The sequence below is a fragment of the Brevibacillus brevis genome (genome assembly GCF_022026395.1).
Lineage (GTDB): Bacteria > Bacillota > Bacilli > Brevibacillales > Brevibacillaceae > Brevibacillus.
Window position 1 is genome coordinate 3,685,871 of sequence record NZ_CP041767.1, and the last position, 20,331, is coordinate 3,706,201.

21 protein-coding genes are annotated in these 20,331 nt (G+C 48.7%); 2 read left to right on the top strand and 19 right to left on the bottom strand.

The window, feature by feature from the left end:
* Positions 1-6: 6 nt before the first annotated feature.
* The 17 genes from smc to FO446_RS17650 all read right to left on the bottom strand — a co-directional run bounded on the left by smc (position 7) and on the right by FO446_RS17650 (position 17,145).
* Positions 7-3,579: a chromosome segregation protein SMC gene (gene smc / locus FO446_RS17570; protein WP_173608051.1), complete on the bottom strand. Its 3,573-nt coding sequence runs from the start codon at positions 3,577-3,579 to the stop codon at positions 7-9.
* Between the two features lie 260 nt (positions 3,580-3,839).
* On the bottom strand, positions 3,840-4,526 hold the full coding sequence (gene rnc / locus FO446_RS17575; RefSeq protein WP_026043146.1) for a ribonuclease III: 687 nt from the start codon (positions 4,524-4,526) through the stop codon (positions 3,840-3,842).
* 54 nt (positions 4,527-4,580) lie between these two features.
* Positions 4,581-5,822: a beta-ketoacyl-ACP synthase II gene (fabF, locus tag FO446_RS17580; protein WP_173608053.1), complete on the bottom strand. Its 1,242-nt coding sequence runs from the start codon at positions 5,820-5,822 to the stop codon at positions 4,581-4,583.
* 136 nt (positions 5,823-5,958) lie between these two features.
* Positions 5,959-6,192 carry an acyl carrier protein gene (gene acpP, locus FO446_RS17585; RefSeq protein WP_005834336.1) on the bottom strand — a complete coding sequence of 78 codons (234 nt, stop codon included), beginning with the start codon at positions 6,190-6,192 and terminating at the stop codon, positions 5,959-5,961.
* 81 nt (positions 6,193-6,273) lie between these two features.
* The gene (gene fabG / locus FO446_RS17590) at positions 6,274-7,014 is read right to left on the bottom strand and encodes a 3-oxoacyl-[acyl-carrier-protein] reductase (protein WP_173608054.1); all 741 of its coding nucleotides are present in this window, start codon (positions 7,012-7,014) and stop codon (positions 6,274-6,276) included.
* A complete protein-coding gene (gene fabD / locus FO446_RS17595) occupies positions 7,008-7,958 on the bottom strand; it encodes an ACP S-malonyltransferase (protein ID WP_237898634.1) in 951 nt (316 codons plus the stop codon). The genes fabG and fabD overlap by 7 nt, the downstream gene beginning before the upstream one ends.
* A gap of 2 nt (positions 7,959-7,960) precedes the next feature.
* The gene (locus tag FO446_RS17600; protein ID WP_173608378.1) at positions 7,961-8,977 is read right to left on the bottom strand and encodes a beta-ketoacyl-ACP synthase III; all 1,017 of its coding nucleotides are present in this window, start codon (positions 8,975-8,977) and stop codon (positions 7,961-7,963) included.
* Positions 8,978-8,982: 5 nt separating this feature from the next.
* Positions 8,983-9,990 (bottom strand): phosphate acyltransferase PlsX, encoded by a 1,008-nt coding sequence (plsX, locus tag FO446_RS17605; RefSeq protein WP_173608056.1) that lies wholly within the window; start codon positions 9,988-9,990, stop codon positions 8,983-8,985.
* 13 nt (positions 9,991-10,003) lie between these two features.
* Positions 10,004-10,594 (bottom strand): transcription factor FapR, encoded by a 591-nt coding sequence (gene fapR, locus FO446_RS17610; RefSeq protein ID WP_088908224.1) that lies wholly within the window; start codon positions 10,592-10,594, stop codon positions 10,004-10,006.
* A gap of 127 nt (positions 10,595-10,721) precedes the next feature.
* Complete coding sequence (locus tag FO446_RS17615; protein ID WP_173608057.1) at positions 10,722-11,690, bottom strand: ABC transporter ATP-binding protein; 969 nt, start codon at positions 11,688-11,690, stop codon at positions 10,722-10,724.
* A gap of 11 nt (positions 11,691-11,701) precedes the next feature.
* On the bottom strand, positions 11,702-12,490 hold the full coding sequence (locus FO446_RS17620) for an ABC transporter permease (RefSeq protein WP_237898636.1): 789 nt from the start codon (positions 12,488-12,490) through the stop codon (positions 11,702-11,704).
* A 4-nt stretch (positions 12,491-12,494) separates the two neighbouring features.
* Positions 12,495-13,274, bottom strand: a complete 780-nt coding sequence (locus FO446_RS17625) for an ABC transporter permease (protein WP_173608059.1) — start codon at positions 13,272-13,274, stop codon at positions 12,495-12,497.
* Between the two features lie 184 nt (positions 13,275-13,458).
* A complete protein-coding gene (locus FO446_RS17630) occupies positions 13,459-14,220 on the bottom strand; it encodes a DeoR/GlpR family DNA-binding transcription regulator (protein ID WP_221868387.1) in 762 nt (253 codons plus the stop codon).
* Between the two features lie 151 nt (positions 14,221-14,371).
* Positions 14,372-14,542 carry a 50S ribosomal protein L32 gene (rpmF, locus tag FO446_RS17635; RefSeq protein WP_005834357.1) on the bottom strand — a complete coding sequence of 57 codons (171 nt, stop codon included), beginning with the start codon at positions 14,540-14,542 and terminating at the stop codon, positions 14,372-14,374.
* Positions 14,543-14,682: 140 nt separating this feature from the next.
* Positions 14,683-15,201, bottom strand: a complete 519-nt coding sequence (locus tag FO446_RS17640) for a YceD family protein (RefSeq protein ID WP_221868388.1) — start codon at positions 15,199-15,201, stop codon at positions 14,683-14,685.
* Between the two features lie 85 nt (positions 15,202-15,286).
* The gene (locus tag FO446_RS17645; protein ID WP_221868389.1) at positions 15,287-16,354 is read right to left on the bottom strand and encodes a SepM family pheromone-processing serine protease; all 1,068 of its coding nucleotides are present in this window, start codon (positions 16,352-16,354) and stop codon (positions 15,287-15,289) included.
* Positions 16,351-17,145, bottom strand: a complete 795-nt coding sequence (locus FO446_RS17650) for a patatin-like phospholipase family protein (RefSeq protein WP_237898639.1) — start codon at positions 17,143-17,145, stop codon at positions 16,351-16,353. The genes FO446_RS17645 and FO446_RS17650 overlap by 4 nt, the downstream gene beginning before the upstream one ends.
* A 147-nt stretch (positions 17,146-17,292) precedes the next feature.
* On the opposite strand from FO446_RS17650, the gene ylbJ reads away from it, so the two are divergent.
* Entirely contained in the window at positions 17,293-18,522 is a 1,230-nt protein-coding gene (gene ylbJ / locus FO446_RS17655; protein ID WP_173608064.1) for a sporulation integral membrane protein YlbJ, read from the top strand.
* 4 nt (positions 18,523-18,526) lie between these two features.
* Here ylbJ and coaD read toward each other — a convergent pair whose 3' ends face one another.
* Together coaD and rsmD are read right to left on the bottom strand one after the other, a co-directional pair.
* Complete coding sequence (coaD, locus tag FO446_RS17660) at positions 18,527-19,006, bottom strand: pantetheine-phosphate adenylyltransferase (RefSeq protein WP_137028288.1); 480 nt, start codon at positions 19,004-19,006, stop codon at positions 18,527-18,529.
* Between the two features lie 47 nt (positions 19,007-19,053).
* Positions 19,054-19,620: a 16S rRNA (guanine(966)-N(2))-methyltransferase RsmD gene (gene rsmD, locus FO446_RS17665; protein WP_221868390.1), complete on the bottom strand. Its 567-nt coding sequence runs from the start codon at positions 19,618-19,620 to the stop codon at positions 19,054-19,056.
* 444 nt (positions 19,621-20,064) lie between these two features.
* Between rsmD and FO446_RS17670 the strand changes: the two genes are divergently transcribed.
* Positions 20,065-20,208 carry a hypothetical protein gene (locus FO446_RS17670; protein WP_016743266.1) on the top strand — a complete coding sequence of 48 codons (144 nt, stop codon included), beginning with the start codon at positions 20,065-20,067 and terminating at the stop codon, positions 20,206-20,208.
* Positions 20,209-20,331: the final 123 nt, after the last annotated feature.

The window sequence follows — 20,331 nt, forward strand, 5'->3', positions numbered from 1 at the left end:
ATCCCTTTAAGAGGCAGATTCAACAAACTTGTCACTGTCCTCTAGCTTGACGGAGACGAGTTTGGACACGCCGCCCTCCTGCATCGTGATACCGTATAGCACGTCTGCGCTCTCCATGGTGCCTTTTCTGTGTGTGACGCAAATAAACTGCGTCTGGTTGCTGAAATGGTGCATGTACTCGGCGAAACGGTTAACGTTCGCCTCATCCAAAGCGGCTTCTACCTCATCCAATACACAGAATGGCACTGGCTTCACACGCAGGATGGCAAATAGCAAGGCCATCGCAGTCAAAGCACGTTCGCCCCCGGACAAGAGCGCAAGATTTTGCAGCTTCTTGCCAGGTGGCTGCGCCACGATATCGATGCCCGTCTCAAGCAGGTTATCTGGGTTGGAGAGTACAAGATCTGCGCGTCCTCCTCCAAACAGTTGGACAAACACGTCGCGGAACTGCTCCGAGATCGCATCAAATGTTTCTTTGAAACGGCGCGACATCTCTGCGTCCATTTCTTGGATCACTTGATAGAGCATATCTTTTGCTTCATTCAAATCAGCTTCCTGCGAGCTTAAGAACTGCTGACGCTCGGCCAAGCGCTCATATTCCTCAATCGCACCAAGGTTCACAGTGCCAAGTGCCCCAATTTGCTTTTTGAGACGATTGACCACTTGTGTCTCTTCCTGAATCTCGCCACGTGCCGGGTATTTTTGCTTCGCAAGGTCGTAGCTCATTTCGTATTCTTCGGAGAGTTTATTCAACAGATGGTCGAGCTCTACCTCGTTGCGGTTGACTTTTACTTCTTCCTGATGAAGCTTTTCCTCGAGCGATTTAACCTCGCGGCGGATTTCTTTCACCTGCTGTTCTACTTGCTCCTGTTTGTAAAAGAGAGTCGCCCGCTCACTTCTCCGCTCTTGAATCAAACCAGCTACACGGTCTTTATCCTGGCGCAATTCGCTAATGCGCTGATCCAGCTCTAGCCCGGACGATTCGTTCGTACGCTCCAGCTCATCAAGAGATGCCAAATTCGCGTTTTGTTCTTCCCATTCTCGCTGCAATTGGCTTTTTTGCTCCAGCAATCGTTCTGTTTGCTCCAAGCGTGATTGATACTCTTGCTTGACCTGCGCATTCAATACTTTGAGACTTGTTATTTTTTGATTCATTTCTTCTTTGGATTCGAGCTGCTCTTGACGTTTCGCCTCTGCTTCTGCGATCTGTGCACTGAGCTCTTTTTCCTCTTGCTCCATGGCAGTCAAAGAGGCTTGCAGCTGCTCTTGCTTGCGTTTGGCTTCTTCCATCTCGCGGCGATAGCTCTCAATATCTTGTTCAACAAGCTTTGCTCGCTCGCCTAAGGATCTGCCTTCCGATTCCTTTTGCTGCAAGAGTCCTTTTACTTCCTGTTCTTTCAGTCGCAGACTTTCGCCCTCTGTCCGCAGAGCTTCTTGCTCCTGCTGCATTTGCGCCAGTTCTTTCGTCAGCTGCTCCATAAGGGTAGTATGCCCAGAAATTGCCTGGTCGATTTCTACCAGCTGCGCTTCCAGCTCTTCTGATTGACGGTTGCGCCCAAGCAGGTTCGTGCTGTTCTTTTTCAATGCCCCCCCTGTCATGGAACCGCCAGCATTTACGATATCACCTTCCAGCGTCACGACGCGATAGCGGTAGCCAAGCGTACGGGCTACACGGTTTGCCTGCTCCAGCTTTTCCGTAATAATGACATTCCCCAAAAGACTTTCGAGGATGGGTCGGTACGCTTCTTCAAAAGTCACGAGCTCACTCGCGATTCCGACGACTCCACTCTCCTCCTCAAGCTGGCGCTTATCGCTTGCCTGCAAGGTACGAGGACGGATGACATCGAGCGGTAGAAATGTTGCCCTACCTGCATTGTGTTGCTTCAAGTGAGCAATGGCTGCACGACCAGATGCTTCGTTGTCCACGACGACGTTTTGCAGTGCGCCACCCAATGCGACCTCCATCGCTGTCTCATATTGCTGTGGCACAACAACGAGCTCAGCGACCGCTCCATGGATCCCTTTGAAGCCCCGCTCGCGTGCTTTCAAAATTTCTTTTACCCCTTGCTGAAACCCTGCGAATTCCGACTGCATTTCTTTTAACAGGTCAAAACGAGACTTCGCTGCTTCCCGCTTTTGTTCCCAGTTGCGCAGCTCCCGACGGGCTGTTTCAAGACGGGCTTGTCCTTCACGCATACCCTCGACCAGCTCTTTGTATCTGACGCCAGTTTCTTGAATGGTAGAAACGATGTTCTCCAGCTGATCTTGGAGTTGGCTCAACTGAGCTAATCGCTGCTCTTCTTCTTCATCAAGCTGTTTTTTTCCAGACAATTGACGTTCGACTCTGGCCTCGCTTGTCTTGAGTAGCTGCTCTTGATGACGATTTTCGTTGCGCAGATTCGCCATTTCGTTGAGCTTTTCGAAGTAATCACTCTTCAAACGCTCCACGTCATCTGTCAGTGATTGCACCATGGAAAAAAATTGACCTTCTGCTTCTTGCAGCGAAGCGTGGGCTTCGGTCATGCGGCGATCCGCTTCCTTGGCCCGCTCTTGTTCTTCTGCCAATTCTGCCTCAAGCCCGTGCTGCTTCTCGGTAATCCGATGCATCTGCTCCATCGTCTGCTGGCGATTGGCATTGAGATTGCGCATACGCTCTCGCAATACCTCACGTTGTCCTTCGACTTTTTCCGTCTCTTCACTGACTGTCAAAAGTACTTGTTGCAGTTCTTCGATAGATTGGTCGATCTGGGTGACATGAAAACGCGCTTGCTCCAGATCAGCTTCTTGTTTGGATGCTTCGGTCGTTTGTCCGATTAACAGGTGCTTGAGTTCCTCTACCCGTCCGGTGGCTGCTTCCCACTTCGTATGAGCTGCTTCAATTTGCTGCACGTAAAGAGCAACTTCATGCTCAACCAGCTGGCGATGAAGCTCCTTGTACGTCTTGGCTGTCTCTGCCTGCTCCTGCAAAGGCCCGATCTGCTCCGTAATTTCACTGACGATATCGTGAATACGCACCAGATTTTGCTCGGTGTCATCGAGCTTTTTCTCCGCCTCGCGCTTGCGTGTTTTGTATTTGACGATTCCGGCCGCTTCTTCAAATATTCCACGGCGATCCTCGGACTTGGTACTGAGAATTTCCTCAATTTTTCCTTGACCGATAATGGAATACGCTTCTTTACCCAGCCCCGTATCCATGAACAGCTCCATAATGTCTTTTAGACGGCAGGATCTGTTGTTTATGTAATACTCACTGTCACCAGAACGATACACTCTGCGGGTAACGGATACCTCCGAATATTCCACATCGAGCGAACGATCTGTATTGTCCAAGGTGAGTGTCACTTCTGCGAAATTCACTGGCTTGCGCTTGTCACTGCCCGCAAAAATAATGTCTTCCATTTTCGCTCCACGCAACGACTTCGCGCTCTGTTCCCCCAGCACCCAGCGGATCGAATCAGAAACGTTACTTTTCCCACTTCCATTCGGTCCCACTACGGCTGTTACCCCTGGTACAAATTCCAATTCCGTGCGATCGGCAAAGGATTTGAATCCAGCCAGCTCCAGGCGTTTCAAATACATACGTACGGTCCTCCTTAAGAAACCATCCAAGACTGCCTGTCAAATTGACAGACTTACAAACATGCAAGGAACGGATGGTACCCGAAAAGAAGCCCCTGCATCGAACAGGAGCTACCTACTACGAGCCTACATGGTCATCTGTAGGTAAGTGTATCATAGATAGCGGTCATCTCGCAGTATTTTCCCTATGTTTCCCACCCGAAAGAAAAAAGCTGCACCATCTTGTAGCAGATGATGCAGCCCTTCTCGCTGACGAGTGATTATTTATCCCCCAGCTTGACCAACGCTCGTGCAGCAGCTTGCTGTTCCGCTTCTTTTTTGGAGCGGCCAGAGCCGATGCCAAGCGAACGATTGTTCAAAAGCACCTCAGATACGAATTCTCGATTATGAGCTGGTCCTTTTTCTTCTACAATTCGGTAATGGATGTCTCCCAGATTGTCTTGTTGAACAAATTCCTGCAACTGGCTCTTGAAGTCGGTTACCTGGGCAAACTCTCCCTTGTCGATGCGCGGGTACACGTATTTTTCCATAAAGGAAAAGACTGCGTCCAACCCCTGGTCCAAGTAAAGCGCACCTACAAACGCCTCAAAAACGTCCGCTAGCAAGGCTGGTCGCTGACGTCCACCTGTCAGCTCTTCCCCTTTTCCCAGCAATACGAGATCGCCAAAATTCAACAGTTCAGCAAACTTGACGAGAGAAGGTTCACAGACAATGGCTGCACGCAGCTTCGTCATTTCCCCTTCACTCATCTTCGGAAAAGTTTTATACAAAAACTGGGAGACGGTCAACTCCAGCACAGCATCCCCCAAAAACTCTAGCCGCTCATTGTCTGATATTCGTTTGCCGCGTTGCTCGTTCACGTAGGAAGAATGGGTGAATGCCTGCCGCAAAACGCTTTCATCGCGAAAGCGAAAGCCTATCGTTTCTTGCAGCTGTGCAAAATTCATCACCCTCACCACCATTCCAGGAGACTGCCTACTATTTCTATCAGTAGGGCTCATTTATGCTTCGTATCGCTTCAGGACAATCGTTGCGTTGTGACCGCCGAATCCAAATGTATTGGAAACAGCCACATGGACGGTCGCCTTGCGCGCATGGTTCGGAACATAATCCAGATCACATTCTGGATCCGGGTTTTCCAAGTTGATTGTTGGAGGCAGTACTTGATCACGCAGCGCATATGCCGTCGCGATTGCCTCGACTCCACCAGTAGCACCCAGCAAATGGCCTGTCATCGATTTGGTCGAGCTGACAGCCAATTTGTATGCGTGCTCGCCAAACACACGCTTGATCGCTTGTGTTTCTGCGATATCTCCTTGGTCAGTAGAAGTACCATGTGCATTAATATATTGGACTTCTGTTGGATCAACGCCAGCGTCTTTCAGTGCGCTCGCCATGCAACGCGCTGCCCCTTCGCCACCAGGAGATGGAGAAGTAATATGGTGAGCATCTGCACTCATCCCGTAGCCAATGACTTCCGCGATGATCGTTGCTCCACGTTTTTTCGCATGCTCAAGCTCTTCCAGAATCAGAACACCAGCACCTTCGCCCATTACGAAGCCATCGCGATCTTGGTCAAACGGACGGCTCGCTTTTTGCGGCTCATCGTTTCTGGTGGACATCGCTTTTGCCGAGCAAAAGCCTGCAAATGCCATTGGACGCACCGTTGCTTCTGCTCCACCTGCGATCATGACATCTGCGTGATCGAACTGGATCAGACGCAGTGCATCACCGATCGCATTTGTACCTGTCGCACAAGCGGTAATCGCACTGGATGTTGGTCCTTTTGCACCGTATTGAATAGATACTGCACCAGACGCCATGTTCGCAATCAGCATCGGTATGAAGAATGGACTCACACGACGCGGTCCTTTTTCCAACAAGACGGAATGCTGTTCTTCCCATGTAGTCAGACCACCGATTCCGGACCCGATGTATACACCCACTCGTTCCGCATTTTCTGGCGTGATCTCCAGTTTTGCATCTTCTACAGCCATTTTGGCAGCAGCTAATCCAAACTGAACGAATCGGTCTGTACGTCGGATATCTTTCTTGTCCATATACTGCTCAGGATCGAAGTTTTTCACTTCGCCTGCAATTTGTGTTGGATAATCAGAAGCGTCAAAGGCAGCCACACGGTCAATGCCTGATTTTCCTTCCAGCAAGCTGTTCCAGAAAGTCTGCGCGTCATTCCCTACTGGAGAAACGACACCAACGCCAGTAATCACCACTCTGCGTTTCATTACAATCACCTCTATATGAAAGTCAGCAGTCAGCTTCTTACATTCACTGCATGCAAAACGTGTATTTATTTGAATTATGTACAGGTGGCTATTGAAGGAGAAGTCCCGTATGGTACGGGACTTCCAACAGATCAACCTACTTGTGAGATTCTATGTATTTAACAACCTCACCAACAGAAGTGATCTTTTCAGCATCTTCGTCGGAAATCTCTAAATCAAACTCATCTTCGAGTTCCATTACGAGTTCAACCACATCCAGGGAGTCAGCGCCCAGGTCTTCTTTGAAAGAAGCTTCCAAAGTAATTTTGGACTCATCTACACCCAGACGATCGACGATGATTTTCTTCACACGCTCCAAAGTATCTGCCATCTTGCTTCACCCCCTCTCCCGTATTATAGTGGATGAGCTTTCAAAAAACCAGTTTTCAGAAAACGCGCGATGGTTTTCTTCCTACATGTACATTCCGCCGTCTACGTGCAGGGTCTGCCCTGTCATGTAGTTGGCTGCGTCGGATGCCAGGAACAACACGACAGATGCGATATCATCTGTTTGTCCCAAGCGGGCAAGCGGAATTTGGCTTGTGAGTCCTGCTTTGACATCCTCCGGCAATACAGCAGTCATTTCTGTATCAATAAATCCTGGGGCAACAGCATTCACCGTGATATTGCGACTTGCGAGCTCACGAGCAGCTGTCTTCGTCAAGCCAATAACCCCAGCTTTTGCAGCTACGTAGTTAGCTTGTCCAGCGTTCCCCAAAACACCTACCACAGAAGTGATGTTGATGATTTTGCCTGAACGCTGCTTCATCATTGGGCGGGTCGCTGCCTTTACGCAGTTGAATACACCCTTCAGATTCGTCGCAATGACATCATCCCACTCGTCTTCTTTCATGCGCATAATCAAGTTGTCGCGAGTGATTCCCGCATTGTTCACGAGAATATCAATTGCACCAAAATGATCCAAAGCAGCTTTGAACATGTCGTTGACATCTTCTGTAGAAGAAACGTTCGCACGAATCATGATGGCATCGCGGCCCATTTCTTTAATAAGGGAAACAGTCTCACTCGCTGCCGCTTCACTACCTGCGTAATTGACAACTACATTCGCGCCAGCTTCTGCCAGCTTCAATGCAATTGCACGCCCAATACCACGGGAAGCCCCTGTGACCAGTGCTGTTTTTCCTGTTAACATAGTACCCCTCCGTTCAAAAGCTCAGTAAGCGAATCCATGTCCTGCACAGAGATAATCGTCGTATCCGCTGGTGCGATTTTCTTGATTAAACCGGCCAAAACTTTTCCTGGACCGATTTCCACAAAGGTTGTCACCCCTGCTTCGACCATCCATTGTACAGAATCCTCCCACAAAACTGGAGCGGAAACTTGTTGAACCAATTGATCTACAATGATTGTAGCCTCAGATACTGGTCTAGCCGTTACGTTTGCCACAACAGGCACGGTCGCTTCTTGTACCGTAACGCCAGCCAAGACAGCTTGCAGCTTCTCTGCTGCCGGCTGCATCAAGCTCGAGTGGAACGGACCGCTTACATTCAATGGAAGGACACGCTTTGCGCCCGCTTCCTTCGCTTTTTCACCGGCCAACTTCACACCTTCAGCAGAACCAGAGATGACAATTTGCCCTGGGCAGTTCATGTTCGCTAATTGAACAGGATGTCCAGCTGCTGTTACCTCTTCGCAAACCGCATGCAGTGCCGCGCGATCCATGTTCAAGACAGCAGCCATAGCACCTTGTCCCGCTGGCACCGCTTCTTCCATGAACTGACCACGAGCTCGCACAGTTTTGACTGCATCTGCAAAGGACAAAGCCCCTGCCGCGACCAAAGCAGAATACTCACCCAAGCTATGACCTGCTACGAACGCAGGCTTATAGTCAGGCAACTTTTCTTTCAATGCTGCGAAAACAGTGATGCTTGCTGTCAAAATAGCTGGCTGTGTGTTTGCTGTCAGCTTCAATTCCTCTTCTGGTCCTGCAAAACACAGTCCCGACAAGGAAAAGCCGAGTGCTTCATCAGCCTGCTCAAATATATGACGGGCCGCTTCCGATTGTTCGGAGAGAGCTTGCCCCATTCCTACAAATTGTGAACCTTGCCCCGGAAAAACAAAGGCTACTTTTCCCATTCCTACTTGCTCCCTTCTGCCGGAGTCGTGCACCACTTCAAGAGCGTCGCTCCCCAAGTCAAGCCGCCACCAAACCCAACCAGGATCAGGTTATCGCCTTCTTTTACACGACCAGCCTTTACTGCTTCATCCAACGCTACAGGAATAGACGCAGAGGACATGTTTCCATAACGATCCAGGTTGATCGCTACTTTATCCTCAGACAAACCAAAGCGCTGTACGGCAGAGTCGATGATTCGTTTGTTTGCCTGATGCGGTACCAACAGGTCGATCTCATCCTTCGATACGCCCGCTTTGGACAAGACAGCCTCTGTTGCAGAATTCATGACGCGAACGGCGAATTTGAAAACTTCTCCGCCTGCCATGTAGAGATAATGCAGGCCTTGTTCGACAGACTCAGCAGATGCAGGCGTTCTGGAACCACCTGCTGGCAAGCACAAGAGGGACCCGCCTGATCCATCTGCACCGAGCTCAAAGGACTGGAAGCCGTATCCCTCAGTAACTTCACCGATAACAGCCGCACCTGCACCGTCTCCGAACAAGACGCATGTATTTCGATCTTTGTAATTCGTAATTTTGGACAAGGTCTCAACGCCTACGACCAATACTTTTTTATACAAACCGTTTTGGATGAACTGAGTCGCTGTTGTAATTCCGTACAAAAAGCCTGTGCAAGCCGCGGAAAGATCCATGGCAGCCGCACGTGTAGCACCCAGCTTTTCTTGCAGCAAGCAAGCAGTAGACGGGAACGACATGTCAGGCGTTACAGTTGCGACAATGATCATATCCAGCTGTTCCGCGCTGATGTTTGCTTTCTCGAGCGCTTCTTTGGCAGCCTCGTAAGCCAAGTCGGAGGAAGCTTGCTCCGGTGAGCTAATGCGGCGTTCTCTGATTCCGGTACGGGAAACAATCCACTCATCAGAGGTTTCCACCATTTTCTCCAGATCAAAGTTCGTCAACACCCGCTCCGGGGTATAAGAGCCTGTAGACAAAATTCCTACTGAACGCTTTGTACTCATCTGCTTCACTCGCTTTCTCCCAAAGTATTTTTCTGTAATGATTGCTGGATAATCTCGTTCACGTCCTGCTGAATAAACCGCGTTGCACTGACAATCGCGTTTTTCATCGCACGCTCATTTGAGGAACCGTGGGCCTTGATCACAGGGGATTTCAGTCCCAGCAAGGGAGCACCACCGTATTCCGCATAATCCATTTTCTTTTTAAAGCGTACCAATCCTGGTTTCAGAATGGCAGCTCCTAGCTTATTAATCAGGCTGGAAGTAAACTCCTGCTTTAACTGCGAAAAGATTGTGGAGGCAGCACCCTCTACGGCCTTTAACAAAACATTTCCTACAAAGCCGTCGCATACGAGCACATCACAGGCTCCTTGCATAACATCGCGTGCTTCCACATTTCCTACAAAGTTCAAGTCAGCTTCTTGAAGGAGAGGAAAAACGGCTTTCGTCAATTCATTCCCTTTTCCTTCTTCCGTTCCGACATTCAGCAAGCCTACTGTCGGCTGCTTGAAGCCCAACACTTTTTCAGCGTACAAGCTCCCCATCAGCGCGTACTGGACAAGCTGATGCGGCTTGGCATCCATATTGGCTCCGACGTCCAGCGTCAGTGTTACACGGCCTTTTGTATTCGGGATATAGGCACAAAGCGCCGGGCGCTCGATTCCATCCATGCGACCTGCGTACAGCAAGCCCGCTGTCATTAAAGCACCCGTATTCCCAGCCGAGATCATCGCGTCAACTTTTTTCTCGCGCGCCATCTCAACAGCTACAACCAGCGAAGAATTTTTCTTACGCCGAACTGCTCGAACCGGTTCATCATCTGGCAAAATCACTTCCGCTGCAGGAACAATTTCAATATTTGCCGGAATATCCTGCGGCAAGTGGTTCCGAATAGCCTGTTCATCTCCCACCAATACAACTGTAATGGCCGGGTTTTCCTTGATGGCAGCAAGCGCCCCTAATACTGTACTCTTCGGTGCGTGATCGCCGCCCATCGCATCCACTGCAATTCGCAACCGTGACTCCTCCTTACTCCTCATCCATGCTGTTATGGTAGCTCGACATTTCTACTACACGGAAGGTTGCCGTAAAGACCAATTCACCCTGAACCTTCGTCTCTACACGCACCTTGCATTCGTCGCCGTTACGGCTCCTCACCACTGCTTTTGCAACCAGCTTTTCCCCTGCTCGTACAGGACGGACAAAGCGGATTCTCGCTGTAGCTGTCAACGCTACCTCTGCGTTGATTACGGCAACTGCCAATGAGTTGGCCTGAGCAAATATATAATGCCCTCGGGCAATTTGTGTTTTCGAAAAAACATGCTCTTCTTTAATTTCCAATACGGAAATGGCCTGTGAATCGAGCTGTAGATCAATAATCTCACCGATGATTTCATCGATGCCCAATGATTTTACAGGATCAAGACTTTTCTCTGCGACTGTCTTGATTCGTTCACGCAGCTCCGGTATGCCTAATTCCAGTCTGTCTAAGCGTATGGTTTGAATACTGACACGAAATAACTCAGCCAGATCTTCGTCCGTCGCAAATGGGTTATCCGCCAGATACTGCACTAAGCGGGACTGGCGATCTTTTTTTGGCAAGCGGGCGATGCTGAACACCCCCTTAAGCAGGATTCAGTTGTACTATGTATGATTGCGATCTGTTTTTAATACCTGGTACCAAAACACAGTATACGGGAGAAGATGTGGAATTACAAGTATCGATCACGAAATTAGGTAGCCATCCCTAACGGTAAATGAGACGAATGATCTCCTCAATCCCCGGTTCTTTCATCTGGATGTCCAAAGGCTCACCCCAACTCGCCACCTCGGCAAGGATTCGCGGCGAAGAAATTTTTCCTTTGTCGAAGTAAATCGAAAGCACATTCTCAGATAGCTCCATCCGCTCAATTCCCTCTAGCTCGTAAAGCTTTTCAGGCGGTTGTCGAAATTCGATTCGTATGAGGCTTGGCAGCCCTATCTGGTGTCGCAAATCAGCCAAGCTCGTATCCATCATCTTTTTGCCATGATTGATCACGATAATCCGGTTGCAGAGTTGTTCAATATCATCCATATCATGAGTCGTCAAAAGAATCGTCTTCTTCTGGGTCTGATTCACTTCTTTCAAAAAAGCTCTGATGCGAGTCTTCGCGACCACATCCAACCCAATCGTAGGCTCGTCCAAAAACAGGACAGGCGGATCATGCAGCAGCGCCGCCGCCAAATCAGCTCTCATCCGTTGTCCTAACGACAATTTACGCACTGGCGTATCAAGGAATTCATGGAGGTCCAGCAGTTCCTGATACACCTCCATCGATCGCCGATACGCGCTGTCGTCAATTTTGTACATCGCTTGCAAAATTTCGAAGGAATCTCTGACTGGCAAATCCCACCATAGCTGTGTTCGCTGCCCGAATACTACTCCGATCTGCGAGGCTACTTGAATTCTTTCCCGCTGCGGACTATATCCACCTATTCGTATTTCCCCCTGACTGGGATGAAGAATTCCCGCCAGCATTTTGATTGTCGTCGATTTTCCAGCGCCATTCGGCCCGATATATCCCACGAACTCGCCTCTGTCAATGGAAAAGGAGATATCGTGGACGGCTTTGACTTCCCTTCGTTCACGAGAAAAGAGTGTTCGTAGAGAAGCAAAGCGCCCCTCCTTCGCTTGATTCAGGAAAAATGATTTTTCGATGTGCTCTGCTTCTATCATGTTACCCCTCCTTAGCTCCCTGTACTATGGTAGTGTCGAATCCCGACATTCCACAGCATACGAGCGAAATAAAAAGCACTCGCTGCAGCTACTGGGGTGAGTATCGGATAAAACCATTCGCCCCCTTTGCCCAACAGCGTCAACATTGGCAAATAATTCATATACGCAATCGGAATCGCTGAGAAAAAGAGCCATTTGAGCCAGTTTGGATATAGCCCGATCGGATAATTGGAAGCATTGGCTGGTGCATAAATGGTAAAGGTCAGCATGTCTTTCATCTGATGCGTCCAAAAGGCGACCCCAGCCGTAGCAAGACCAATGGAGAAATAGATCACTCCGCCAGACAAAATGGCAACCGGTGAGAATAGCACCAACCCCATGATCGATTGCCCTTCCGCCGCAAGACCCGACAAGGAGATGACCAAAACAGACACCCCTTGCACCAACCCTCCCACTCTCGATAAATCAAGATTACGTGTCAATAGCAGAAGCAAAGGTGAAACAGGCCGGATGAGCAATTGATCGAGCTCCCCTTGTACGATGTACTTCTCAAAGTCGTTAATTTCCGGAGCAAACAGTCGATACAAGGAGACAGATGCCGAGGAAATCCCGTAAAGCATCCCAACCTCGTAAATATTCCACCCGACCACATCGTGAAATCGGTACAAAATCGCAGAGAGAATAATAAAATCAAGCACCATAATCATTCCGGTCGTGGCAGCGCTCGTGACAAAATTTATCTTGTATTGCATTTGCGAGCGAATGCTGGCCGCAATCAGTTTGCGATAGAGGGCAAACATATGGTTATCCTCCTTGAATTTCTAGCTTTCTTCTTGCCATGTTCGTCACCAATAAAGCAACTACCGTTAAAGCGAGCGCCCATCCAGCTTGGACTAGCATGCCATAAGGAGGAGCAAGCTCTAGCAAGGTCATGACTGGATAATAAATCATCGCGGAAAAGGGCAAATAAGGCGCTACCTTTCCAATCATCCCGGGCATCAAGTCGATCGGAATCATTTGTCCACCTAACCCAAAGATCAACGACAAAAGAATGAGATGTACCCAGCGGATTTCTGTGGTCCAGAAGGAAGAAATGCCCGCGAGATAAAAGAGTAACATGCCTACGTACGTTCCTAGCAGAAGCGAGAGGATAAACCAGAAGTAAGTGAACAGATGGGAGGGAAAAAAGAAGCCTACCGCTAATCCTAGCAGCAAGCCAATCGGAACACTTCGGTAACAAGCATTGTACAAAAGTCGTCCAAACTCCTGACTGAGCATGTACCAGAGATAATGAACAGGCTTGATCATATCCAGACTGACAGCCCCGCTCCTTACCGCTATTTGCACATTCAGACCTGGGGACAGAAAAGTTGTCATCCAGAGAACGCTTTGGCAAATCGCGATGTAATACCCCATCGTTTTGACATCATACGGGCCATATACTTGTTTTCCAGAAAGGACACCCGTCCAAATGGCAATAAAAACAAGCCCAAAAATCGAGCTTGCGACATTGTTGACGACATGCGATAAACGATACTGAAGATTTCGACGATAGCTCTTGCGAATAATCCGCCAATAGACCATAGAACCCTCCTCTTGGAAAAGTCAGGATTACCAGAATAGCAGGGGCGGTACACAAATGCAAGAAAAAAAGAAAGAGTCCTTCCCATTTGAAGGACTCTTTCTGATAAATCCATTTGCTGTCACGCTGGTCACCCATTCACGCCAGCCAAATGGAACTTATCCTCTTTTTTATGGATCAATAGCTTCATGTGGAAGCTACAATCACCTCTACATCGTTAGCGTGCAAAGCCTCAGCTATTTCCTTTTCAGGCAGCTTATCAGTCACGATAATATCGATCTGGTCAAAACCTGCAACGCGATACAACATGCTTTTTCCAAACTTGGTATGGTCAGTGAGGATGATGGCTTGATCGGCCCGCTTGATCATTTCTTTGATCAGAAAGCCGTGATCCTCCTGCGTGGACATGAGCCCTTCCTTTGTAAGACCGCATGCACCAACCAGCACTTTATCAACATGAAAATCAGCGAGGTTTTGAATCACGCGTGTACCGAGCACACATTGATCCTCTGCATGTACGTCTCCGCCCAAAAGCTTGACAAGAACGCCATCTTTTCGGGACATACTGGCGGCAGTCGCTAATGAATTCGTGATGATGACATGATCGCGGGTCTGCAACGATTCCACCGTAAGCTGAACAGTTGTGGACGCATCGAGCAGCAAATAATCGCCATCTTTGATCAGACGGGCCGCCGCTGTCGCAATACTGCGCTTTCCTGTCAAATCAAGCTGCATTCGTTCCTGATGGGAGTAGTTCTTTTTGTTGAGGCTGGGCAGTACTGCTCCTCCCCTGGTCCGCAGGATTTGTCCCTGCTCCTCCAGCTTGACGATATCACGCCTCGCTGTGTCACGGGAAACCCCAAACTGCTCAACTACTTCTTGCACACTGATTCGCTGGTGCTCCTGCAGATACGCAAGAATTGCAGCCAACCTCTCCTCTTGAAACACGAAGCCTCAACCCCATCCTTATCTTGACTACATTATAAGTCATTTAAGTTATTTACACAAGTGATAATAAGCATTTGTAAGTAATGATAAGCAATAGGAAGGAACAAAAAAAGCAAGGCGATTTCTCACCTTGCTTTCTTAGCAGCGAATATTACTTCGCTACTTTCACGCCTTTGTAGTGACCGCAGCTTGGGCAAACACGATGCGCAAGCTTGTATTCGCTGCAATTATCGCATTTGATCATGCCTGGAATCTCTAATTTGAAGTGCGTACGACGCATTCTTTTACGGGTTTTGGAAGTTCTCCGTTGAGGTACTGCCATCTTCCTTACACCTCCTTCAACTGACAAATGCTAAGAAGCTCTATTGGGTGGACAGTATAGGCAAAATGCTTATGCCATCCTTCAAAAATGAGACGCTGCCACGAATGGTCGGCGAATCATCTTGAATACAGTAAGAATACTTATTTGCTGTCTTTGAAAAAGTCAGCCAACCCAGCCAAACGCGGGTCAACACGCTCATTCTTGCAGCTGCATGCCACTTCGTTACGGTTCACACCGCAAGTCGGGCACAGACCTTTGCAATCCTCCTCGCAAAGCGGGAAGGTCGGCATTGCCAGTAAGAAGTCCTCTTGCAACAGCGAGTCCAGCTCGATTTCATCGCCTTCCAAAGGAAGGATATCGCTGTCCTCGTCATCTTGCAGGATTGGATCATCCGCAAGCGCAAATGTCTCAGAGAAATCTACTGTTGCCTGATCGACAAAAGGATTCAAGCATCTCGCGCAGACAAAATTCACGTCTGCCTTCATGCTTCCTTTTACGTAATAGAGATTGCCCAGCTGAACGGCTTCACCACTCGCAGTCACAGGACTAATCCCGCGAATCTCATGATGACGCTTCTTTAGCTCATCTGCTTCCAAGGTTACCTGGAATGGCAACGGCTCTCCTTTTCGGTGCTCTAACTCTGCTAACTTAATGTTCATAGCATTTTCACCTCATGCACAACAAAGATGATTATAGACCCTGCCCAAAGCTTTGTCAACCATTTTTGCTTGACAGCTAGTTTGCTCAGGTAGATTTCGGTTTTTGTCCATTCAAGTACGTAATCGCTTCTTCCACCGTCTTGACCGGAACCACTTTCATTGAAGTTCCAATCCGCTTGGCAGTCGCTAACGCCTCCTCGTAATTGGAGGTCGTATCTGGCGTATCCTGTGGAGCAAAGAAGATCTCTGCGCCCGCTTTGTCCGCTGCGATTACCTTTTGATTAATGCCACCGATCCTGCCTACTTTTCCGTCTAACGAAATCGTGCCTGTTCCTGCAATTTTATAGCCTTTTGTCAAATCCGTCTTCGTATTTAACTGGTCATAAATCTCCAGGGTCATCATTAACCCAGCAGAAGGACCACCAATCCCTTGAGAGGCAATGGTAACTTCTTTTGGAATGATGATTTCCTGTTTGTTGTCAGGGCGTACACCAATTCCAACTGACTTGGACTCAGGCAGTGGTTCCAAGGTTAACATCGTTTTGGCCTCTTGTCCATCTCTTGTGTACGTAATCTCGACTTGGTCGCCTGCTTTTTTTGCAGAGAGGGCTGTCAGCAAATCTTTTGCCTCAGATGTGCGAACCCCGTCTACATACGTAATGACATCTCCGATTTGCAATGCTTTATGGGCAGGAAACCCTTCCAAGGTACCCATCACCCACACACCCTGCTTCTCGATTTTCACTTCGAAGCCGGCAAGACGGAATGCGACTGCCTCCGCAATTTTTTGTGAATTGTCCATGACCGCTTGTTCTCGACGGATAAAATCTTCGCTGTCTTCTCCCTTGCTGACAACCAACTCCTTGGGCAATAGCTCAACATCCTGCGTCATTTTTGCATACCAATACCACGGCAAATTCGCTTCGCCCATTCGTACCGTCGTGAGCATGAAGGAGCCGGTCTCGTCTTTCTTGCCGCCTTCCACTTGAATCATCGGCCCCAACTCAATCGCTGACCCTGGACGACTCACGTAATAATTCGTCGGTACAAAAAAGGAAATGCCCAACAAGACAAAGACCAAGGCAAGTATCCAGCTAAAGCCTCTGGTTCCTGTAGATCTGCGTCTGTTGGCATAAAGCTGTTCCTCACTCATTCTTGTGCCTCCCAATTTGCAATTAGTTCCTGTATGCGTTCGATATGTTCAGTACCCGCACGTTCGCCTAGCTCGATAATTTGTTCGACACCCGTGTACGCGATACTGCTATAGTGTCCAACATCAGGCCTGATTACGATGTCTGCCGCAATGATTCGATGTCGCAGAATTTCCCTTTCCATGACATCAATCGTTTGGGCGATCACATCAAAAATACTTTTGACTTCCATCCGAGTGTCGAATTGGGCGACATCTACCGCAATCACGATATCGGCACCCATTTCACGCAGCACCGTCACCGGCACGCGATCAATTACTCCTCCGTCGACCAACAGCCGCCCCCCTACTTTTTCAGGGACGAAGATGCCTGGAATGGATATGCTCGCCCTCACCGCTTGATCAATCGGTCCTTCACGAAATACGACGCGCTCCCCTGATTCAATATCCGTCGCTACAATGGCAAGCGGCTTGTTCAGCTCTTCCAAGCGCTTTCCGTGCGTTAACAGACGAATCAATTGTTTGATCTTTTCCCCCGTAACAAAGCCCATGCTGGGTACGGTCAAATCGAGCCAATGCTTGCGTTTTAAATTCAAGGCAAGCTTTCCCATCATGTGCGGTTCAATTCCGTTGGCATAGACAGCTCCAATCAAACTGCCCATACTGGAGCCAGCGAGCATGTCAATCTGAATACCATGTGTTTCTAGCGCATTCAATACACCAATATGCGCAAAACCGCGAGCGCCTCCTGAACCCAGGGCTACACCCACGATTGGTTTACGTCTTGTCTGCATGGAAAAACCCCTCCCTGTAACCAGCCTATGTGGTAAATCGCTGTTCCTTTCACACTTGGGAGATATTCGTCGACCAAGCTTACGCATAGTTCTCCCGCTTGCCACGTAGACATGTACTACTACTTTTCTTCGATTCAGGAGGAATCCATGTCACGCCACTCACCCGTACTTACATTGTTGCTCGCCATTTCGACAGTTTTCATTGTTATTTCGTTGATCGCATACTCACAGATTTCTTTTGAAGCTGCCGTACGCGGTCTGAAAATATGGTGGGAGGTAGTTTTTCCCTCTACTCTTCCCTTTATTGTGCTGTCTGAGGTGTTGATGGGTCTGGGCGTCGTTCATTTCGTCGGCGTGTTACTGGAGCCATTCATGCGCCCACTGTTTAACGTTCCGGGAACTGGCGGGTTCGTGCTGGCAATGGGCTTCTCGTCCGGCTATCCGGTAGCAGCAAAGCTGACAACACGCCTGCGTCTGCAAGGCAATGTGACGAAGGCTGAGGGTGAACGACTCGTCTCTTTTACAACGACGGGAGACCCTTTATTCGTCATGGGAGCAGTGGCAATCGGCTTTTTCCACAGTGAGCAAATGGGCATCATTCTAGCTCTAACTCATTATTTGTCAGCTGTACTCATGGGTGTGGTCTATCGTTTTCATGCGCCTTTTGCCATAACTTCAGCCCCATTGGAGAAAAATTCATTGCCTCTTCCTTTACGCGCCTTGCAAGCGATGCATCGGGCACGTGTCCGTGATGGACGTCCGTTCGGAAAATTAATGGGAGAAGCAGTTCAATCCGCTCTGAATACCTTGCTGATGATCGGTGGTTTCATCATTGTTTTTTCGGTATTAATCCAACTTTTCTCCACGATTCATCTGACACAAATCATCAGTACGCTTCTCTCGATTTTTCTCGGTCCCTTTGGTTTTCCGCCAGCCTTTTCCCAAGCAATTGTGGCAGGATTGTTCGAAGTAACCCTCGGCGCACAGGCAGCGAGCATTGTCCCTGATGAAGTTTCCTTGGTCTGGAAAGCAGCCATTGCCAGTGCGATATTGTCTTGGGGCGGTTTGAGTGTTCACGCGCAGGTCGCAAGTATCTTGAGTGAAACGGATATTCGTGTCGCCCCTTACTTGATTGCCAGATCCCTGCATGCTTTGCTAGCTGCGATTTTGACCTTCGTCTTTTGGGGGCCACTTGCCACAGTCAGCTCCTGGTTCGTGGAGCAAGCCGTCCCTGTATTTGTGCATGCGAAACCTGAGGTCCCTGCGACGAGTTGGTGGGAGACCTTGCTATTATCAGGGGGACTCGCCATAGGCGTTGGTGCAATTCTTTTGTGTACCAGCCTGGCTCTTTCGCGCATGAACCGCAGTAAGACGTGATAATCTACTCGGCCATTTTTCGCTTCAGTGCCTCTTCTACGATTGGCGGCACCAAATCTGCGACACTCGCCTTGTATTTCGCAACTTCCTTCACAATACTTGAACTCAAGTACGAATATTGATTGTTCGTCATCATGAAAAACGTTTCGATATTTTCATCGAGCTTTTTATTAATCGAGGCGACTTGCATCTCATATTCAAAATCAGAAACAGCACGAAGGCCACGAATGATCACCTGTGCGCCCTTTTTGTTCATATAGTCAATTAATAAGCCGTCAAATGAGTCCACTTCTACATTTTTCATGTCAGCCGTTGCCTGACGAAGCAATTCGACACGCTCTTCTACGCTGAATAATGAGTTTTTCTTTGAATTGATCAAGACGGCGACAATGACCTTATCAAAAACGTTGGCACCCCGCGCAATAATGTCGAGATGCCCATAAGTAACAGGGTCGAAGCTTCCTGAACATACGGCGATTGCCATAGCGGGTTATCCTCCCTTGATGCTCTTTACGCACCTTAATTTGAAAGTTAGGCTTGTGGTTCCAAATCGTAATAATAAACGGTAATGGCCGTATCCCCATACTTCGCTGCTCGATCCTTCACACAATGACCAATCGCATCCGGAAAGGAGTCTGCGATATCATGCTCAGCCACGATCCAAGCTCCGTCCGCCAACATTCCCAGCTCTTGTAACATCGCAATTTCTTCAACAATCTTTTGCTGGGCGTATGGCGGGTCCAAAAAGACAAGATCAAATTTTTGATGGCGGGTACTCAGCGTGCGAATGGCGCGCTCCGCATCCATGCGATATAGCTCGGCATAATCGTCCAGCCTGCAAGTGCTGACGTTTTGTTTTACCACGGCAAACGCTTTCGGATCTCGCTCCACAAAAACAGCTCGATCCACTCCCCTACTCAATGCCTCGATCCCGAGACCACCTGTTCCTGCGTATAGGTCCAATGCCCAACCACCATCGAAATAGGGGCCAATCATATTAAAAATCGATTCTTTGACTTTATCGGTTGTCGGTCTGGTTCCTTTGCCCGGAACTGCTGCCAACCGTCTTCCTCTGTGTTCTCCAGCGATGACTCGCATACTCATTTCACCTGTCTGCTTTCCTGATATGTATGTTTTAAGACGCGATTTTCTAAGACTGAGAATGATATCATACTATCACAACTGCATACACCCGTAAAATTAGCAACTGGAAAAATTTATGCGCAAGAAGGTATACAACCCCACTCTATTGGAAAAGATGATGAATAGCGACGCAACGGTGTCGCTGACAACCGCGGAGAAGACTTACGTTTCCCCATAAGCTCTTCCTCCGGTTTCTCCTCTCCCATAATTGAAAGGCTGTTCACTTTGGCGCACGACGTGTCTGATAGGAGCATTTCGTGCCATCGCTCCCTTCATCGGGAGGAGTTGAACGGCTGCCCCTCGTCATTTGGCGATGGGGTATTTTTTTGTGTCCAGCGCATACTACATGTACCTGCAAAACCCTCTACATGTAGATTGCCTGAAGGGAGTGAGTCAATCATGGCAGAAAAGCGACCGTCCGCACAAAAGCTGAAGGCGTCCAAAGCCCAGTCCATTGCAGACCGCACAGGCAAAGACGTCGAACTGGCGCGTGACATGCAATCGCGTGCAGATCAATCGGACATCGTCAAACATGGACAATAGTTGCATATGTAGCCAGCCGCATCGAATCGGCTGGCTTTTTACTTTTCCACCTTCAATTCCCTCGGCACTTCTTCTAAGCGGATACAGATACTATACAAAAATGACTGTGAAGGAGGTATCCGC

Coding starts and splice junctions, on each gene's coding strand:
- smc (WP_173608051.1), bottom strand. CDS start 3,579: ATGTATTTGAAACGCCTGGAGCTGGCTGGATTCAAATCCTTTGCCGAT.
- rnc (WP_026043146.1), bottom strand. CDS start 4,526: ATGAATTTTGCACAGCTGCAAGAAACGATAGGCTTTCGCTTTCGCGAT.
- fabF (WP_173608053.1), bottom strand. CDS start 5,822: ATGAAACGCAGAGTGGTGATTACTGGCGTTGGTGTCGTTTCTCCAGTA.
- acpP (WP_005834336.1), bottom strand. CDS start 6,192: ATGGCAGATACTTTGGAGCGTGTGAAGAAAATCATCGTCGATCGTCTG.
- fabG (WP_173608054.1), bottom strand. CDS start 7,014: ATGTTAACAGGAAAAACAGCACTGGTCACAGGGGCTTCCCGTGGTATT.
- fabD (WP_237898634.1), bottom strand. CDS start 7,958: ATGGGAAAAGTAGCCTTTGTTTTTCCGGGGCAAGGTTCACAATTTGTA.
- FO446_RS17600 (WP_173608378.1), bottom strand. CDS start 8,977: ATGAGTACAAAGCGTTCAGTAGGAATTTTGTCTACAGGCTCTTATACC.
- FO446_RS17615 (WP_173608057.1), bottom strand. CDS start 11,690: ATGATAGAAGCAGAGCACATCGAAAAATCATTTTTCCTGAATCAAGCG.
- FO446_RS17620 (WP_237898636.1), bottom strand. CDS start 12,490: ATGTTTGCCCTCTATCGCAAACTGATTGCGGCCAGCATTCGCTCGCAA.
- FO446_RS17625 (WP_173608059.1), bottom strand. CDS start 13,274: ATGGTCTATTGGCGGATTATTCGCAAGAGCTATCGTCGAAATCTTCAG.
- rpmF (WP_005834357.1), bottom strand. CDS start 14,542: ATGGCAGTACCTCAACGGAGAACTTCCAAAACCCGTAAAAGAATGCGT.
- FO446_RS17640 (WP_221868388.1), bottom strand. CDS start 15,201: ATGAACATTAAGTTAGCAGAGTTAGAGCACCGAAAAGGAGAGCCGTTG.
- FO446_RS17645 (WP_221868389.1), bottom strand. CDS start 16,354: ATGAGTGAGGAACAGCTTTATGCCAACAGACGCAGATCTACAGGAACC.
- FO446_RS17650 (WP_237898639.1), bottom strand. CDS start 17,145: ATGCAGACAAGACGTAAACCAATCGTGGGTGTAGCCCTGGGTTCAGGA.
- ylbJ (WP_173608064.1), top strand. CDS start 17,293: ATGTCACGCCACTCACCCGTACTTACATTGTTGCTCGCCATTTCGACA.
- coaD (WP_137028288.1), bottom strand. CDS start 19,006: ATGGCAATCGCCGTATGTTCAGGAAGCTTCGACCCTGTTACTTATGGG.
- rsmD (WP_221868390.1), bottom strand. CDS start 19,620: ATGCGAGTCATCGCTGGAGAACACAGAGGAAGACGGTTGGCAGCAGTT.
- FO446_RS17670 (WP_016743266.1), top strand. CDS start 20,065: ATGGCAGAAAAGCGACCGTCCGCACAAAAGCTGAAGGCGTCCAAAGCC.